We start from the raw sequence: 15,954 nt of genomic DNA, 5'->3' as shown, positions 1-15,954 counted from the left end.
TGGATTGCCTCAGGCGGCAATCACCCGCTCGTCGCCGCCAAGGCATGCGGCGAGACCCTGCAATGGACTGTACTGGTGCGCGGTGCGGCGCTGGATGAACAACGTCTCGACAAGCGCGTGCTGCGGGTTGAGCTTGTGGATATGGACGTCGCGCTGCACATGATCGCGCTCGACGACGGCGCGCGGCAGCAGGGTGACGCCCATGTCGGCGGCGACGCAGCCGATCATGCCGTCGAGCGTGCCGAACTCGAAGCGGACCGCCGACGGCCAGCCGAATTCGGTGAAGACCTGTTCGAGCCGCTGCCGGTAGGTGCAGCCGGTGCGGAACACCAGCGCGGTAGGGCCCGACTCCGGCGTGCCGGCGCGCAACGCGGCGAGCGACGTCCAGCGCTGCGCGGTGACCAGCACCAGTTCCTCCGCGAATGCGGGCGTTGCGGTGAGTTCGGCGTGCTCGATCGGGCCGGCGACAAAGGCGCCGTCGAGCGAGCCATCGAGCACGGCGGCCACGAGGTCGGCCGTCGGCGCGGTGCGCAAGGTCAGGCGCACCGCCGGATAGCGGCGATGAAATTCGGCAAGCAGCGCCGGCAGCCGCACCGCGGCGGTGGTCTCCATCGAGCCGATCGACAGCGGACCCTTCGGCTCGCCATCGTCACGCGCGGCGAGCACGGCTTCGCGCGACAGCGCCGCCATGCGCTGCGCATATGGCAACAGGCGGCGGCCGGCGCCGGTCAGCGACATGCCCCGGCTGTGACGCTCGAACAGCGCGGTGCCGATCTCGGCCTCCAGCGCCTTGATGCGCTGGGTGACATTGGACTGCACGGTGTTGAGCTCTTCTGCAGCCCGGGTGATGCCGCCGAGCCGGGCAACCGTGGAAAAGGTGAGGAGGTCGGTCAATTCCATGGGAGACCACCGTTCTGAATTAGAGATGGTAGCGTTCTATAGTATTCATTTTCCGAGAATGTTAGGCCCGCTTAGGCTTCGAGTCCAGAAGAGCAAGTCCAGAACAGGGAGCGAGCGCATGCCGATCAGCACCGAATTGACGGCACGTCTGGGCATCACACATCCGATCCTGCTGGCGCCGATGGCCATGATCACGGGGAGCCGGCTGGTCAGGGCGGTGAGCAACGCGGGCGGCTTCGGCATTTTGGGCGGCGGCTACGGGGACCGCGCCTGGCTCGAGGCGGAGGCCGCGACGCTCAGGGGATTTGGCCGTCCGTTCGGCATCGGCTTCATCACCTGGAGCCTCGCCAAGCAGCCCGAGCTGATCGATATCGCGCTCGACGCGAAGCCGCGCGCGGTGATGCTGTCGTTCGGCGATCCCGCTCCGTTCGCACCCAAGATCAAGGCGGCCGGCGCGCTGCTGATCTGCCAGGTGCAGAGCGAGGAGATGGCGCAAGCGGCGCTCGATTGCGGCGCCGACATCCTGATCGCGCAGGGCACCGAGGCGGGCGGTCACGGCGCCTCGCGCACCACGCTCGACATCGTGCCTGCGATCATCGACTTCGCGGCGGGGCGCGTGCCGGTCGTTGCGGCCGGCGGCATCGCGGACGGGCGCGGCCTCGCGGCGATGATGATGCTCGGCGCCTCCGGCGTGCTGATGGGAACGCGGTTCTATGCCAGCGTCGAGGCCGACGCGCCGGAGCAGGCGAAGCAGCTGATCTGCGCGGCGAAGAGCGGTGAGACGGTGCGCGGCGTGGTGTTCGACTGGTCGCGCAAGCTGATGTGGCCGGCGCCGTTCACCGCGCGATCGCTTGCCAACGACCATCTGCAGCGCTGGAGCGGCCGCGAGATCGAGCTGATGCAGCGCGCGGACGAGATCGCGGCGGAATACGCCGCTGCGCGCGCTGCGGGCAATTTCGACATCGCCGCGGTGTTTGCCGGCGAGTCCGTCGGGCTGATCCATGATATCGTTCCGGCGGCCGAGATCGTCGGCCGCATCGTCACCGAAGCCGAGCAAAGCCTGCTCGGCCGGCGCAATTCTCTTTCCTCTCTGACCTGAACACGCGCGAGACACACCATGTGGCCAGACCGTCGATTGATCGATCGTTTCAAGACCGAGTTCCCGATCGTGCTGGCGCCGATGGCCGGCGTGATGGATGCGGAGCTGGTGATCGCGGTGGCACAGGGCGGCGGGCTCGGCTCGCTGCCATGTGCGATGCTGTCGGCCGAGAAGGCGCGTGAGCAGGTCAACATCATCCGCCAGCGCGTGTCAGCGCCGATCAACCTCAACTTCTTCTGCCACAAGGCGGTCGACGCCGATCCGGCGCGCGAGGCGCAATGGCGACAGCGGCTCGCGCCTTACTATCGCGAACACGGCCTCGATCCGGATGCGCCGATCAACGCCGCGAACCGTGCGCCGTTCGATGCGGCATTCTGTGCGGTGGTCGAGGAGCTGAAGCCCGAAATCGTCAGCTTCCATTTCGGCCTGCCGGAGGCAAAACTGCTGCAGCGGGTGAAGGCGGCGGGTGCGACCGTGATGTCATCGGCCACCACCGTGAAGGAGGCGATCTGGCTCGAGGAGAACGGCGTCGACGTGATCATCGCGCAAGGCGCCGATGCCGGCGGCCATCGCGCCATGTTCCTGACCGGGACCATCGCCGAGCAGCCCGGCACGTTCTCGCTGCTGCCGCAGGTCGTCGATGCGGTGAAGCTGCCGGTCGTCGCGGCCGGCGGCATCGCGGATGGACGCGGGATCGCGGCCGCGTTCGCGCTCGGGGCCTCCGCCGTGCAGATCGGCACCGCCTATCTGCGCTGCCCGGAGTCCAAGGTGACCGCGGCAGGCCGGATCGCGCTGGCGCAGGCCAGCGACGAATCGACCGTCATCACCAATGTGATGACCGGCCGTCCGGCGCGCGGCGTCGCCAACCGCGTGATGCGTGAGGTCGGCCCGATCTCACCGGACGCGCCGGCATTCCCGCATGCGGCGACCGCGCTCGGCCCGCTGAAGGCGGCTGCCGAGAAACAGGGCAAGGTCGATTTCACCAATCTGTGGGCCGGGCAGGCGGTGCGGATGGGCAAGGAAATGCCCGCAGCCGAGCTGACCCGGGCGCTGGCCGGCGCCGCGCTGGCGCGGATGGGGGCACTATCTCAGGCCTGACGCGCGGGCTCGCTCTGGTTGATCTCCAGATGCTCGGTCGCAAGCCTGCGATAATGCGCGGCCATTTCCTTGTAGTGCTGCCGGGAGATCGGATCCGTGGCGCTTTCGGCGCGGCGCTCGAACATCTCGGCCTTGTCCTGCAGAATTTTTGCTTGGGACATGGCTATTTCTCGTCTCGTTCAGACCAGACAGGCCACGTAAAGGATCGCGACACCGATCGCGGTACCGATCGACCAGAGGGCAGGGTCCCAGCCTCCCGGCTGGGGGGTGGTCTCACGCATCGACATGACGGACTCCCGTACTTTTCTATTTGAGGCGAGTAGGCGCCGCGAATGTTTCAGGACGACTGCGCCGGGTCCGCAAAGTGGTTTCGTCGCGGGTTTTGCCGCCGGAATCGTCGGCTGCCGGGCGCCTGACCGGCCGTCCGACAGGGGGGCTGAGGCCAGCCGCGCGCCCGGCGCGGTTGCGGCGCAAAACCGGCCTCTGCTATACGGCGGGCTGACCTTTTCAGCCTTGGGGCCCTATATAATGTCCGTAGACGCCACGACCGTCCGCCGCATCGCCCATCTGGCACGGATCGCGGTCAGCGACGCCGAAGTTCCCCATCTCCAGGGGGAATTGAACGCGATGCTGGCCTTTGTCGAGCAGCTGTCGGAAGTGAATATCGACGGCGTGGAGCCGATGACCTCGGTGACGCCGATGGAGATGAAAAAGCGCGCCGATTTGGTCAATGACGGCGAGATCGCCGACGACATCGTCCGCAATGCGCCCGATACCGTGAACCACTTCTTCCTGGTGCCGAAGGTGGTCGAGTAACTCTAGCATCGCGTTTTCGAGCGAAGTGAATACCGGTTCGCGTGAAGAAAACGCGTCAAACAAAAGCGACAAAGTCCGATGTGTCTGCTCTGCGACGATGAGAAGGCCTACAAGGCCTATTTGGACTTCCTCGATGTGATGGAGCGCAAGGGGAAGGTCGCCGATCCCAACGAGGCGATCGACGCCGTGCTCGACCACCTCGAGGCGCTCGACGCTGCGCGCGCCAAGGAAAACGCCAAGGCGCGGCAGGACGACCCCGCCAACGACAAGACCCTTTCTCCCTTCTTCTGCAGCCCGATCAATAAATGACCGATTTGACATCGCTGACGATCGCCGAGGCCCGCGAGGGCCTGGCGGGCAAGTCTTTCACCGCCGTTGAGCTGACCGATGCGCATCTCGCCGCCATCGAAGCCGCGCGCGTGCTCAATGCCTATGTGCTGGAGACGCCGGACCGCGCCCGCGAGATGGCCAAGGCTGTCGACGAGAAAATTGCAAAAGGCGAGGGCGGACCGCTCGCCGGCATTCCGCTCGGCATCAAGGATCTGTTCGCGACCCGCGATATCAGGACCACGGCGTGCTCAAAAATCCTCGGCAACTTCACCCCGCCCTACGAGTCGACGGTGACCTCGCAGCTGTGGCGCGACGGCGCGGTGCTGCTCGGCAAGCTCAACAATGACGAGTTCGCGATGGGCTCGTCGAACGAGACCTCTTGCTTCGGCCCGGTCACCAACCCGTGGCGCCGCGAGGGCTCAAACACCACGCTGGTGCCGGGCGGCTCGTCAGGCGGCTCGGCCTCGGCGGTGGCGGCGTCGCTCTGCATGGGCGCAACCGCGACCGACACCGGCGGCTCGATCCGCCAGCCGGCCGCGTTCACCGCGACCGTCGGCATCAAGCCGACCTATGGCCGCTGTTCGCGCTGGGGCATCGTCGCCTTTGCGTCCTCGCTCGACCAGGCCGGTCCGATCGCGCGTACGACGCGCGATGCCGCGATCCTGATGCGCTCGATGGCGGGGCACGATCCGAAGGACACCACATCGGTCGACATCGCCGTGCCTGATTACGAGGCCGCGATCGGCAAGTCCGTGAAGGGCATGAAGATCGGCATTCCCAGGGAGTATCGGCTCGACGGCATGCCGGCCGAGATCGAAAAGCTCTGGAGCGAGGGCGCGCAATGGCTGAAGGCTGCCGGCGCCGAGCTCGTCGAGGTGTCGCTGCCGCACACCAAATACGCGCTGCCGGCCTATTACATCGTGGCGCCGGCGGAGGCCTCGTCGAACCTCGCGCGTTATGACGGCGTGCGCTACGGACTGCGCGAGCCGGGCAAGAACATCATCGAGATGTACGAGAACACCCGCGCCGACGGTTTTGGCGACGAGGTGCGCCGCCGCGTCTTGATCGGCACCTACGTGCTCTCCGCCGGCTACTACGATGCCTATTATCTGCGGGCGCAGAAGGTGCGGACGCTGATCAAGAAGGATTTCGAGGACTGCTTCGCCAAGGGCGTGAATGCGATCCTGACGCCGGCGACGCCGTCGGCGGCGTTCGGCATCGGCGAGAAGGGCGGTGCCGATCCGGTCGAGATGTATCTCAACGACATCTTCACGGTGACCGTGAACATGGCGGGCCTGCCCGGCATCGCCGTGCCCGCGGGCAAGGACGCGCAGGGTCTGCCGCTCGGCCTGCAGCTGATCGGTCGACCGTTCGACGAAGAGACGCTATTCTCACTCGGCGAAGTGATCGAACAGGCGGCCGGCCGCTTCACGCCGCCGAAATGGTGGTGAGCGATGACGGATTTCCGCGCCAGTCTCGCGGACGCTGCGCCTGATGCGGCGCTGTCGCCGCAACTTGCGGCAATGTGGTGGGCGAAGAAGGGCGACTGGCACAAGGCGCACGACTTCGTGAAGGACGGCAGCGACGCCAGCTCGGCCTGGGTTCATGCCCATCTGCATCGCGTCGAGGGCGATCTCGGCAATGCCGACTACTGGTATCGCCACGCCAATCAGCCGGTTGCCAAGGACTCGCTCGAGGCGGAGTGGGAGCGGATCGTTTCCACGCTTTTGACGTAGAGCGCCTGAGTTTGCCGGTGCCGAGGCACCGCGATCATTAACCCTGTTTCGGCCGCCATGCCGCCGCCCAGATTGGCCGTGATAGGCTAACGGAACCGGGCGGGGGCCAGCGGCAAGAGAGTATTCGTGCGTGGGTCGGGGATAGGGGGATGGCTGTCAGCGCTGCTGGTGGCCGTGACGGCGGCGGGCCTTGCCGGCTGCGCGTCCGTCTACAATCTGCCCGGCAATGTGCCGCTCGGCGCCGTGGCTGCCGACACCAACGGCATCAGCGACATGCCAAGCTATGAAGACGACCTGCTGCTTGCGCTGTCGTTCTCCGGCGGCGGCACGCGCGCCGCGGCGTTTTCCTTCGGCGTGCTGGAAGAGCTCGACCGCACGCGCTCCAGCGCTGTAGGCACCAAGACGCTGCTCGACCGCGTCGACTTTGTCTCCGGTGTGTCCGGCGGCTCCATCACCGCCGCCTATTTCGGGTTGAAGCGGCGCGCCGCGCTCGACGATTTCCGCGAGCGCTTCCTGCTGCGCAACGCCGAGGAGGGACTGAAGACCCGGATCTCGCTCGGCAATATCGGGCGCGCGCTGGGCGGCGGCGTCAACGACAGCCAGTTCACCGACTGGCTCGATCGCAATCTGTTCAATGGCGCGCGGTTCGAGGCATTGCCCGACGACCGCCGCCCGCGGGTCTGGATCAACGCGTCAGACATCTACAACCGCACGCCGTTCGTGTTCGGCAAGACGGCGTTCGATGCGCTGTGCAGCGACATCCGCTCCTATCGTATCGCCGAAGCGGTCGCCGCATCCGCCGCGGTGCCGCTGGCATTTGCGCCGATCGTGCTGGAAACCTTTCCCGGCGGCTGCGCGGCGCCGCTGCCGCCGTGGCTCGAGCGGGTGCGCAACGATCCGAACGCGCAGCCGCTGCTGCGCTCCTACGCCGAGGCCCAGGCGCGCTACCGCGACGGCTCGATGCGCTACGTCAAACTGCTCGACGGCGGCCTCGTCGACAATTACGGCCTGTCGGGGCTGAGCATCGGGCTGCTCGCAGCCCAGCGTCCGTACGAGCCTTTGAACGAACGGCAGGCAGCCAAGCTCAGGCGCATCCTGTTCCTGGTGGTCGACGCCGGCCGCGGCATCTCCGGCGACTTCGTGCAGACGCTGGAAGGGCCGAACGGCGTCGAGCTGGTGTCGGCCGCCGCCGACACCGCGATCGATGCCAGCGTGCGCTCGAGCTACGCGGCGTTCACAGCGCTCGCCAACGACTGGTCGGGCAAGCTGAAGCGCTGGCGCTGCGGCCTGTCGGCGGCGGATCGCACGAGGCTCGGCGTCGGCGCCGGCTGGAAGTGCGGCGACGTCGCGATCTATGTCGAGCGGCTCGGCTTCGACCGGCTCGGACCGGAGCGTGCCGGCATCCTGAACGCTATTCCGACGCGGCTTTCGCTGCCGCCCGAGCAGGTCGACCAGCTGGTTGTGGGCGGCGCCGACGCGCTGCGGGCAAGCAAGGCCTATCAGCAGTTCCGGCGAGGGCTTTAATCTGCGCCTCACGTGCCGGCGCGGGCTGCAAGGGGGCTGCAATGGGGGCCGCAAGGCGGCTTGACTGGCGCGATCGGTTGCGCGAAGCCCAATGCTTCCCAGATATCACCTTATCCGGACAACGAGACCCATGACCGCACCTGCCGCCCCGCACAGACTGATCAAGAGCGCCACCGGCGATTGGGAAGTCGTGATCGGCATGGAGATCCATGCCCAGGTCACCTCGAACTCAAAGCTGTTCTCCGGCGCATCCACCGCATTCGGCGGCGAACCCAATACCCATGTCTCGCTGGTCGACGCCGCGATGCCGGGCATGCTGCCCGTGATTAACGAGGAGTGCGTCCGCCAGGCGGTGCTCACCGGTCTCGGGCTGAACGCGAAGATCAATTTGCGCTCGGTGTTCGACCGCAAGAACTATTTCTATCCGGACCTGCCGCAGGGCTACCAGATCAGCCAGTACAAGTCGCCGATCGTGGGCGAGGGCGAGGTGTCGCTCGAGCTCGACGGCGGCCGTAGCGTCACCATCGGGATCGAGCGGCTGCATCTGGAACAGGATGCCGGCAAGTTGCTGCACGATCAGTCGCCGACGATGTCCTATGTCGACCTCAACCGTTCCGGCGTCGCACTGATGGAGATCGTCTCCAAGCCCGACATCCGCGACGCCGAGCAGGCCAAGGCCTACGTCACCAAGCTGCGCTCGATCCTGCGCTACCTCGGGACCTGCGACGGCGACATGGAGAAGGGCAGCCTGCGCGCCGACGTCAACGTCTCGGTGCGCCGTTACGGCGAGGCCGCGCTCGGCACCCGCTGCGAAATCAAGAACATGAACTCGGTCAACTTCATCGGCCAGGCGATCGAGTACGAGGCGCGGCGCCAGATCGAGATCATCGAGGACGGCGGCTCGATCGACCAGGAAACCCGGCTGTTCGACCCGAACAAGGGCGAGACGCGCTCGATGCGCTCCAAGGAAGAGGCGCACGACTACCGGTACTTCCCCGATCCCGATCTGCTGCCGCTCGAGTTCAGCCAGGCCTTCGTCGACGATCTCAAGGCGCATCTGCCGGAACTGCCGGACCAGAAGAAGTCCCGGTTTATTACGGGCTTCGGTCTGTCGCCCTACGATGCGAGCGTGCTGGTGGCCGAGCGCGAGAGCGCGGAGTTCTACGAGACGGTGCTGTCAGGTCTTGCGGACAAGGCACGCGACGGCAAGCTTGCCGCCAACTGGGTGATCAACGAACTGTTCGGCCGTCTCAACAAGGAAGGCGTCGAGATCGCCGCCTCGCCGGTGTCGGCCGAGCAACTCGCTGCGATCGTCGATCTGATCGGCGAGGGAGCGATTTCCGGCAAGATCGCCAAGGACTTGTTCGAGATCGTGTGGCAAGAGGGCGGCGATCCGCGCGCGCTCGTCGAGGCGCGCGGCATGAAGCAGGTCACCGACCTCGGCGCGATCGAGAAGGTGGTCGACGACATCATCGCGGCCAACCCCGACAAGGTCGAGCAAGCAAAGGCGAAGCCCGCTGCCCTTCAGTGGTTCGTCGGTCAGGTGATGAAGTCGTCGGGCGGCAAGGCGAACCCGAAGGCGGTCAACGAGCTATTGAAGTCCAAGCTCGGCATCTGAACGAACAGGACAATGATGTTGTCCTTGGCGCATGATCCAACCGGATCATGCTCTCATCCCGTCACCTTTGGTGTCGTCGCGCGCGCGTGAACGCGGCGTGATCTTGGCTCACACCCTCCGTCCGCGGTGGTGACGACGCTCCTCGGCGCCGAATCGTCGGAGCCACGATTCGTCCGGAATCGGGTCTGGATGACCTCAAACGAGGCGAAAGCCATCTTTCCCACGAAATATTTTTCGTTGCCAAAAGTTGCGACTCGGCGCCCGCGCCGCGCCGCTTTTCGTCACAGCTCGCGACTCAACGCAACGACGATCGCGCGTTGATTGACTGAATGCGAATTCAAAAAGAGCCTGCAATAAAGGCGTTTCCTGTAACGTTGACAAATGCCGATGTCGGCCGCTGCTGCGTTTCTTGCATCGTCGCGCGAATGCATCGTCGATTTGGTCGGCGACGCGCGCTGCGCGTACGACCATCGCTGCGTCAACACTTCCTTAAGCGGGACACTGTTTTTTTTAATCCGTTGGTGTATTCGGGAAGTAGTGCATATCGATTCCCGAGTGCACGCAGCGAAGTAGAGAGCCATCTCACATACCGGAGGGCAACATGGCTAAGAAGGCAAAGAAGGCGAAGAAGGCGAAGAGCGCAGTGAAGAAGACTGCGAAGAAGACCCGCAAGGTCGCCAAGAAGAAGTAACCCTCTCGCCTTGAGAGGATTGCCGGCGGCCTTATGCCGGCACGTCGCGAGAGCCACCGGACGGACTGCTGAGAGGCACATCCCACCCCCAGGCTCTGGCTGACGAAAGAGGGTGTCGGCGAGACATCAGGTCAAACGGCTGGATCGAATTTCGGAGAGGGCAACCTTCCCAAAACCGGTCCGGCAGAAGAAACAGAGATTTCTTCGTTCGGTGCGGAGCCTGCTTGGTTCCGCAATTTCACCGGCGAGAATGCCGAGTTGAAATCTGGTCCTGACGTGTTCGCCGACCCCCTCGTTCCGGCGGCCTGCGCAGTTCGCGCCCCGGCACCCATTTCCCCATTCCAGTTCTGGATTGACGTTCGGTCGCACGGCCTCGCGTTCGTTTGCGCCCGCGCCGATCGCGCTCAACGTCCCGCGGATCGTCGGCCGGGATCTGCGCCCCCCTGCGGCCCCTCCGTAAAAGTTTGAAACGGATGGCCGCTGCGAGCGGCCGGCGGCGTCGGCCATTGGCCGCGATGGTTATCGTTGTCCAAAACACCAGGGTAAACCGGCGTTCACGAATGCATGGAAATGCCTGCGGCACAGGCACTTCTACGATTCCGGGAAACCCGCTTGGCGGCGCCGATTTACATCCCGTTCATCGCGATACTTAAACCGCTCTTCAAATTTGATGGGCCATGATCATCCCAACAAGCCGGCAAACGGTGAGCGGTGATCCCAGGGATCAGCGCGGGGCATGATCCATAGATCAGCCCTGACATAACAGGGTGTTTCAACAGTGGACGGGGGCCGCGCTCGGGGGAGGGCGGCCAACAACAAAAAGGGGAATGACGACAATGTTTCAGGGGGTCATCGATCAGGACAGTGCCATCCCGGTAGCTGCGACTGCGATCCAGGACGTGCTGTTCGAACGTGGCATGTACTGGGCGAGCGGCCGCTCCGGCGTGGTCAACCTCGTCGCGGCGCACAAATGGTTCAACCTGGCGGCGCTCAAGGGACGCACCGACGCGATCGCGCACCGCCGCGAAGTCGCCGAGCAGATGTCCGATGTCGAGATCGCGGCCGCCCAGCGCGAAGCCCGCGCCTGGATGACGACGCACTAACTCGACCAAAATCGAGCCGGGAGCCAGCCTTGGCTCCCTCGCTCCATCTAGAACCAGTAGCGCGCGGCGTAGACCACGGTCATCACGGCTCCGGCCACGAGCACGAACTGCCGGACGATGGCCGCGGGAAGGATCCGGATCAAATAGCCACCGGCATAGCCGCCGATCATGGCGCCGACCAGCATCACCAACGTTTCCGGCCAGCGCACCGCTCCCTGCACGATGAAGATCAATGTGGCGGCGAGCGACACGCAGGTCGCGAGCAGGTTCTTCAACGCCTTGATCGCCCGGATGTCGTTGGGCTCCGTGATCGACAGCACCGCGGTCAGGATGACGCCGAGTCCGGCGCCGAAGAAACCTCCATAGACACACGCCAACCCGAGAACAGCACTGCTCGCGCCGGTCGAGGGCAAGGCCGCGCTCGTCTGCCGCCCGACGGTCCAGCTCTGGATCTGCGGCGCGAAGGCAAACAGCAGCGTTGCAAACGCGATCAGGCCCGGCACCGGCAGCACGAACAGCCGCTCGGGGAGCAGCAACAGGACCCCGGCGCCGATTGCGCCGCCAAGCGTGGAGGCGGCAACGAAGTTGATCGTGCGCAGTGTCGGCGGCGGCAGCCTGCCGCGGTCGGCGAGCGCGGCGATCAGATGCCCCGGCGAGATCGCCACCGCATTCGACGCATTGGCGATCACAGCGGGCAGGCCTGCCGCCAGCATCGCCGGAAACGTGATGAGCGTCGCGCCGCCCGCCAGCGCATTGATGATGCCTCCCGCGACACCGGCCGCGAGCAGCAGAAGACTTGTCTCGATGTCCATCCTTCACCCCTTGCAGGGTGAACAGGCTAGCGGGTGTGGCGCCGGACGGTCTGGAACGTCTGCGACGCCGCTTCAATCGCGCCAGTAGACGCCCGGTGTGGTTCCAAAGGTGCGGCGGAACAGGCGGGTGAGGTGGCTCTGGTCGGAAAACCCCGTATCGGCCGCAACTGCTGCGATCGGTTCGCCCGCGCGCAGCAATTGCCGCGCAAGATTGAGCCGGCTCAGCACCCGGAAGGCGTGCGGTGAGACGCCGAGCTCGCGCCTCACCATGCGGCTGAAGCCTTCGCGGCTTCGCCCGAAGCCTGCGGCGATGGCGCCGATCGGCCCGGCACTTTCTGTCAGGGTGACGCCGAGCGTCGTCCTGTCGGCGAGGCCGGCCGAGTGGGACGGTTCGCGGGACAGGATGTCGTCGGCGATCTCGAGGATCTGTTCGGGCAATATCTGGTCGACGCGTTGCCAGCGAGCCCCGACGCTGATGACCCGCAGCGATGAGGAGGTGCGGCCCGCCGGAACATACGCGTTCAGGCAGACCGTTTCCTCGTCCGGTGTCGCGATCGGTGCATGCAGCAGTCCCGCCGGAATGAGCGCGGCATGGCCCGCAGGCACCGTCACGGTCGTGCCGTCGATGCGGAAGGCGCGCGACCCCGACAGCACCAGCACGATTTGGCTCTCGTCATGGAAATGCGGCCTGAGGCCAAGCGAGCCGGCACCGCGCCACGATGCCAGCTCGACGATGCCGGCATCGTCAGCTGGCCGGTAATTCCAGGCATTGGGCGAGGCGAAGTGCATGATCGCGAGCGTAGCATGGTCGAGCGGCGACCGTCTCATGAGGCGTCAATGCTGCGCGACTGACGCGATCGGCGAGGAGGTCCGAATCGTCGCCATCGCGATCAGCGCTGCGACCACATTGGCGGCCGCGCTGATCGCCACCGGAATGAAGTAGCTGTGGCTGACGTCGTAGGCGAAGCCCGCGGCGCTCGGTCCCAGCAGCGTTCCGACCGCGACGCTGGTGTAGAGGATGCCGATGACGCCGCCGACATTGCGGCCGCCGAAATGGTCGGTGACCACGGCAGGCAGGATCGCAACCCAGCCGCCATAGAATACGCCGAACAGCAGCGCGAACACGGTGAGCAACCAGAAGCTGCCGGCGATCGCCCAGATCGCCAGCGAGACGGCCATGCCGATGTACATCGCAATCAGGAACGCATCGCGGCCGACCCGGTCGGCGATGCCGCCGAGGAAGAAGCGGCCGGCGGTGCTGCCGACGCCGATCATCCCGAGCAGCAGCACGGCGAGCGCCGGCGCCACCTGATGGTCGACGGCGAAGGGCACCAGATGCACAAAGGGCACGAACACCCCGAACGCGCTGATCAGGCAGGCCGCATAAAGCCCGGCGAAGCGGGCGGTCTTGACCGCGCCGCGGATCGAGACGCCCTGGCGCAGCGGCGCGCCGGAAACCGCTTCAAGCGGATCGCCATCCGGTCCTGTGCCGTAGCGGCGCGGATCGTCGGCGATCAGGAGCGATGCTCCGATGCCGGCGACGGCGGCGACAACGCCCAGCATGACATAGGCATCACGCCAGCCGAGGCTTGTGATCAGCCAGGTCGCGAGCGGCGGCATCACCAGCGTCCCGACCCCGATCCCGCTGACGGCGAGGCCCGATGCAAAACCGCGCCGCCTGACGAACCAGCGTTGCACCGCGCCCAGCGTCGGGACATAGGCGCAGCCGACGCCGGCGCCGATGCCGATGCTGTAGGCGGCATAGACCTGAAGGATGGTCGCCGCCTGTCCCGCCAGTACCATGCCGACACCAACCAGCGCCATTCCGAGGCCAGCAAGCCTGCGCGCGCCCCAGCGATCGGCGAGCGGGCCGGAGACGACGCCGAGGCCGAAATACAGGAAGCCCGCAAAGGAGAACACCAGCGACACCGAGCCGCGCGAGGCGCCGAACTCCCGCTGCAATGACTCGACGAAGGACGAGAAAGTGTAGGCGCTGCCGAAGCCGATGAAGGTCACGACGAAGGCTGCGGCGACGACATACCAGCCGTAGAACGGTTTTGCTTTTTGATAACCGGCGTGCATGGCGGCATTGCTCACGATCGTTCTCCCGGTGCCGCGTGACCGCCAGTCTTTCCCGGCGGGTAGAGCAGCATCTGCGTGCAGCGAAACAGCGCGATGGTCTTGCCCGTCGCTTCGCTCTTGATCTCGGCATCCCACACCTGGGTCGTGCGGCCACCATGAACGAGACGGGCCTCGCAGCTCACGCCGCCTTCGCGCGCGGCGCCGATGAAGTTGGTCTTCAACTCCGAGGTGGCGAAGCCGATGGCGCCGTCCGGCAAGGACGCAAGGCAGCCGAACCCGCACGCGGTGTCGGCCAATGCGACGAGGCTTGCGCCGTGCAGCAGCCCGTGCGGCGAGAAGTGTTTTGCGGCGATGTCGAAGCGACCGCGGATCTGGCCGCGTCCTGCTTCGAGCCATTGAAACTCCAATGTGCCGGGCAGGCTGCCGACCTGCGACGCGTTGATGCGATCGACCAGTCTGCCGGCGTGGCCACCCGGGTCGATCTCATGCAGGGCGAGCTTGTGTGGAACCTCAGTCATGTCGCTGCTCCATGGGGGCCGAATGCCGCGTCGGACGCCGTAGCTAAGGATCAGAAAATCTAATTCTTATGGTCCGGGTTTCCCTGCGTTGACGCGGCTTTCAGCCATAGGATAGGCTGATAGAGCGCCCGGAAGCCCCGAGTTGGCAAACCAGATTTGCTGGGGGATTGAGATTAGAAAATCTAAATCATGGAGAGCCGGCTCCCACCCCTGAACGCGCTCAAGGCGTTCGAGTCCGCCGCCCGCCATCTCTCGGTGAAGCTCGCGGCCGAGGAACTGTGCGTGACGCCGGGCGCGGTCAGCCAGATGCTCAAGACGCTCGAAGCCCATCTCGGCGTCAAACTGTTCGAACGGGTGCCGCGCGGCATCTATCTCACCGACGCCGGGCGCGACTATCTGCCGTCGATCCGCAATGCGTTTCGCCAGATCGTGGATGCGTCGCGTCGCGTCGCTGCATCGACCGATGTCGGCACCCTGACGGTCAGCGTCACGCCGTTCTTCGCGTCGGCCTGGCTGGTGCCGCGCATGGCGTCGTTTCAGGATGCGCATCCCGAGATCGATCTGCGGATCGTCACCAGCAACACGCTGGTCGATTTCTCGCGCAGCGGCGTCGACGTCGCGGTGCGCCACGGCCTCGGCCGCTATCCGGGGCTGCGCAGCGACCGCGTCGTCACGGTCGAGATGGTGGTGGTGGCCTCGTCGTCGCTGGTTGCGCGTCTCGGGCGGCCGACATCTTCAGGCGAGCTCGCCGGCTGGCCGCAGGTGCATGACGCCGATCGCAAGGGGTGGAGCCTGTGGTTTCAGGCCAATGGCATTGCGGAGGTGCGCACGCCGCGCGGACCCTCGTTCGATGACAGCGGTCTGCTGCTGAAGGCGGTGCTGACCGGGCAGGGCGCGGGCCTGTTGCCGGCGGCGATGGTCGCAAACGAGATCGAGAGCGGCGAACTGATCCAGCTGCTCGAGACCGTGCATCTGGAGGAGTTCGCGTATTATCTCGTCTGCCCCGACAACAGGCAGGGGCTTCCGAAGATCGCGGCGTTTAGGGAGTGGATCCTGGGGCCGATGGCCCAGTCGGCGGCTGCGGAGCGATAGCCGTCTCGCTGCGGCCGCGATCGTGATGCTGGGCGAGCCGGTCCGATCCTTCCACGTCATCGGCGGCGGCCTCGCGCTGCTCGGCGTCGCCGGCGCGCAGGCCTTTCCGCGGCCGCTGCTGAGGATGCGGCGCGCCTGAGCGCGACGCAGATCGTGGCTCAATCCCGTCGATGTGACCGATCGTGAGGCCGCCAACGCTGGCGGCCTTGCGGTCGGCGCATCATATTACGGAGAACCGGAGCCAAGGCGATGCGTGCTGCTTTGATGGTGGGACTATTGGCAATGCTGTGGAGCGCCGCCGCCGACGCCGCAACGGCACATCACCGCCGCGTGCGACAGCACGTCACCACCGGTCCAAGCGAGCAGGTGGCTCCTCCGGGCCACTACGTCTATCCGGGCTACGGGCCGATCCCGCCGGGCGAGAACCGAAATCTCGATCCGTCCACCCGCGGCGGCGGCTGACGTCGGTGGGGTTCAATTCATGCTTTCGACGGCGTTGCCTTGACCGCGGCGCACCGTGCATCGCGGCCTGACA

General features: G+C 65.8%; 17 protein-coding genes. 11 read left to right on the top strand and 6 right to left on the bottom strand.

Features of this window, described 5'->3' with window-relative positions; translation table 11 throughout:
• Window positions 1-9: 9 nt before the first annotated feature.
• Window positions 10-900: a LysR family transcriptional regulator gene (locus G6P99_RS26740; protein WP_029081066.1), complete on the bottom strand. Its 891-nt coding sequence runs from the start codon at window positions 898-900 to the stop codon at window positions 10-12.
• A gap of 118 nt (window positions 901-1,018) precedes the next feature.
• On the opposite strand from G6P99_RS26740, the gene G6P99_RS26735 reads away from it, so the two are divergent.
• Both G6P99_RS26735 and G6P99_RS26730 read left to right on the top strand, forming a co-directional pair.
• Window positions 1,019-1,999: an NAD(P)H-dependent flavin oxidoreductase gene (locus tag G6P99_RS26735; RefSeq protein ID WP_029081067.1), complete on the top strand. Its 981-nt coding sequence runs from the start codon at window positions 1,019-1,021 to the stop codon at window positions 1,997-1,999.
• A gap of 18 nt (window positions 2,000-2,017) precedes the next feature.
• Window positions 2,018-3,097: an NAD(P)H-dependent flavin oxidoreductase gene (locus G6P99_RS26730; RefSeq protein ID WP_029081068.1), complete on the top strand. Its 1,080-nt coding sequence runs from the start codon at window positions 2,018-2,020 to the stop codon at window positions 3,095-3,097.
• On the opposite strand, the gene G6P99_RS26725 is transcribed toward G6P99_RS26730, so the two are convergent.
• Window positions 3,088-3,258: a hypothetical protein gene (locus tag G6P99_RS26725; RefSeq protein WP_156928589.1), complete on the bottom strand. Its 171-nt coding sequence runs from the start codon at window positions 3,256-3,258 to the stop codon at window positions 3,088-3,090. The genes G6P99_RS26730 and G6P99_RS26725 overlap by 10 nt on opposite strands.
• A 367-nt stretch (window positions 3,259-3,625) precedes the next feature.
• Here G6P99_RS26725 and gatC point away from each other — a divergent pair, with 367 nt between their 5' ends.
• From gatC to G6P99_RS26690, 7 genes are all read left to right on the top strand, one after another.
• On the top strand, window positions 3,626-3,913 hold the full coding sequence (gene gatC, locus G6P99_RS26720) for an Asp-tRNA(Asn)/Glu-tRNA(Gln) amidotransferase subunit GatC (RefSeq protein WP_029081069.1): 288 nt from the start codon (window positions 3,626-3,628) through the stop codon (window positions 3,911-3,913).
• Between the two features lie 78 nt (window positions 3,914-3,991).
• The gene (locus G6P99_RS26715) at window positions 3,992-4,222 is read left to right on the top strand and encodes a hypothetical protein (RefSeq protein WP_029081070.1); all 231 of its coding nucleotides are present in this window, start codon (window positions 3,992-3,994) and stop codon (window positions 4,220-4,222) included.
• The gene (gatA, locus tag G6P99_RS26710) at window positions 4,219-5,694 is read left to right on the top strand and encodes an Asp-tRNA(Asn)/Glu-tRNA(Gln) amidotransferase subunit GatA (protein ID WP_029081071.1); all 1,476 of its coding nucleotides are present in this window, start codon (window positions 4,219-4,221) and stop codon (window positions 5,692-5,694) included. Before G6P99_RS26715 ends, gatA begins: the two co-directional genes overlap by 4 nt.
• Window positions 5,695-5,697: 3 nt before the next feature.
• Window positions 5,698-5,979, top strand: coding sequence for a hypothetical protein (locus G6P99_RS26705; RefSeq protein WP_029081072.1), 282 nt, complete (start codon window positions 5,698-5,700; stop codon window positions 5,977-5,979).
• A gap of 162 nt (window positions 5,980-6,141) precedes the next feature.
• Window positions 6,142-7,503, top strand: coding sequence for a patatin-like phospholipase family protein (locus G6P99_RS26700; RefSeq protein ID WP_165128993.1), 1,362 nt, complete (start codon window positions 6,142-6,144; stop codon window positions 7,501-7,503).
• A gap of 130 nt (window positions 7,504-7,633) precedes the next feature.
• A complete protein-coding gene (gene gatB / locus G6P99_RS26695) occupies window positions 7,634-9,121 on the top strand; it encodes an Asp-tRNA(Asn)/Glu-tRNA(Gln) amidotransferase subunit GatB (RefSeq protein WP_029081074.1) in 1,488 nt (495 codons plus the stop codon).
• A 1,527-nt stretch (window positions 9,122-10,648) separates the two neighbouring features.
• Window positions 10,649-10,915, top strand: coding sequence for a hypothetical protein (locus tag G6P99_RS26690; RefSeq protein WP_029081075.1), 267 nt, complete (start codon window positions 10,649-10,651; stop codon window positions 10,913-10,915).
• 47 nt (window positions 10,916-10,962) lie between these two features.
• On the opposite strand, the gene G6P99_RS26685 is transcribed toward G6P99_RS26690, so the two are convergent.
• The 4 genes from G6P99_RS26685 to G6P99_RS26670 all read right to left on the bottom strand — a co-directional run bounded on the left by G6P99_RS26685 (window position 10,963) and on the right by G6P99_RS26670 (window position 14,327).
• A complete protein-coding gene (locus tag G6P99_RS26685; protein ID WP_165123948.1) occupies window positions 10,963-11,727 on the bottom strand; it encodes a sulfite exporter TauE/SafE family protein in 765 nt (254 codons plus the stop codon).
• 72 nt (window positions 11,728-11,799) lie between these two features.
• The gene (locus G6P99_RS26680; RefSeq protein WP_029081077.1) at window positions 11,800-12,555 is read right to left on the bottom strand and encodes an AraC family transcriptional regulator; all 756 of its coding nucleotides are present in this window, start codon (window positions 12,553-12,555) and stop codon (window positions 11,800-11,802) included.
• A 6-nt stretch (window positions 12,556-12,561) separates the two neighbouring features.
• Entirely contained in the window at window positions 12,562-13,809 is a 1,248-nt protein-coding gene (locus G6P99_RS26675) for an MFS transporter (RefSeq protein ID WP_165128991.1), read from the bottom strand.
• An 11-nt stretch (window positions 13,810-13,820) separates the two neighbouring features.
• On the bottom strand, window positions 13,821-14,327 hold the full coding sequence (locus G6P99_RS26670; protein WP_029081079.1) for a PaaI family thioesterase: 507 nt from the start codon (window positions 14,325-14,327) through the stop codon (window positions 13,821-13,823).
• Between the two features lie 189 nt (window positions 14,328-14,516).
• On the opposite strand from G6P99_RS26670, the gene gcvA reads away from it, so the two are divergent.
• Together gcvA and G6P99_RS26660 are read left to right on the top strand one after the other, a co-directional pair.
• The gene (gcvA, locus tag G6P99_RS26665) at window positions 14,517-15,419 is read left to right on the top strand and encodes a transcriptional regulator GcvA (RefSeq protein WP_205751515.1); all 903 of its coding nucleotides are present in this window, start codon (window positions 14,517-14,519) and stop codon (window positions 15,417-15,419) included.
• Between the two features lie 249 nt (window positions 15,420-15,668).
• Entirely contained in the window at window positions 15,669-15,881 is a 213-nt protein-coding gene (locus tag G6P99_RS26660; protein ID WP_029081080.1) for a hypothetical protein, read from the top strand.
• Window positions 15,882-15,954 lie beyond the last annotated feature (73 nt).

The organism is Bradyrhizobium sp. 6(2017) (assembly GCF_011058295.2).
Lineage (GTDB): Bacteria > Pseudomonadota > Alphaproteobacteria > Rhizobiales > Xanthobacteraceae > Bradyrhizobium > Bradyrhizobium septentrionale.
This window is presented reverse-complemented; position numbering and strand designations above follow the sequence as displayed.

Bases quoted from the DNA above. Each gene is read 5' to 3' on its own strand.
- gatA (WP_029081071.1), top strand. From the start codon at position 4,219: ATGACCGATTTGACATCGCTGACGATCGCCGAGGCCCGCGAGGGCCTG.
- G6P99_RS26725 (WP_156928589.1), bottom strand. From the start codon at position 3,258: ATGTCCCAAGCAAAAATTCTGCAGGACAAGGCCGAGATGTTCGAGCGC.
- G6P99_RS26735 (WP_029081067.1), top strand. From the start codon at position 1,019: ATGCCGATCAGCACCGAATTGACGGCACGTCTGGGCATCACACATCCG.
- G6P99_RS26685 (WP_165123948.1), bottom strand. From the start codon at position 11,727: ATGGACATCGAGACAAGTCTTCTGCTGCTCGCGGCCGGTGTCGCGGGA.
- gatC (WP_029081069.1), top strand. From the start codon at position 3,626: ATGTCCGTAGACGCCACGACCGTCCGCCGCATCGCCCATCTGGCACGG.
- G6P99_RS26670 (WP_029081079.1), bottom strand. From the start codon at position 14,327: ATGACTGAGGTTCCACACAAGCTCGCCCTGCATGAGATCGACCCGGGT.
- G6P99_RS26730 (WP_029081068.1), top strand. From the start codon at position 2,018: ATGTGGCCAGACCGTCGATTGATCGATCGTTTCAAGACCGAGTTCCCG.
- G6P99_RS26660 (WP_029081080.1), top strand. From the start codon at position 15,669: ATGCGTGCTGCTTTGATGGTGGGACTATTGGCAATGCTGTGGAGCGCC.
- G6P99_RS26675 (WP_165128991.1), bottom strand. From the start codon at position 13,809: ATGCACGCCGGTTATCAAAAAGCAAAACCGTTCTACGGCTGGTATGTC.
- gcvA (WP_205751515.1), top strand. From the start codon at position 14,517: ATGGAGAGCCGGCTCCCACCCCTGAACGCGCTCAAGGCGTTCGAGTCC.
- G6P99_RS26705 (WP_029081072.1), top strand. From the start codon at position 5,698: ATGACGGATTTCCGCGCCAGTCTCGCGGACGCTGCGCCTGATGCGGCG.
- G6P99_RS26740 (WP_029081066.1), bottom strand. From the start codon at position 900: ATGGAATTGACCGACCTCCTCACCTTTTCCACGGTTGCCCGGCTCGGC.
- G6P99_RS26680 (WP_029081077.1), bottom strand. From the start codon at position 12,555: ATGAGACGGTCGCCGCTCGACCATGCTACGCTCGCGATCATGCACTTC.
- gatB (WP_029081074.1), top strand. From the start codon at position 7,634: ATGACCGCACCTGCCGCCCCGCACAGACTGATCAAGAGCGCCACCGGC.
- G6P99_RS26715 (WP_029081070.1), top strand. From the start codon at position 3,992: ATGTGTCTGCTCTGCGACGATGAGAAGGCCTACAAGGCCTATTTGGAC.
- G6P99_RS26690 (WP_029081075.1), top strand. From the start codon at position 10,649: ATGTTTCAGGGGGTCATCGATCAGGACAGTGCCATCCCGGTAGCTGCG.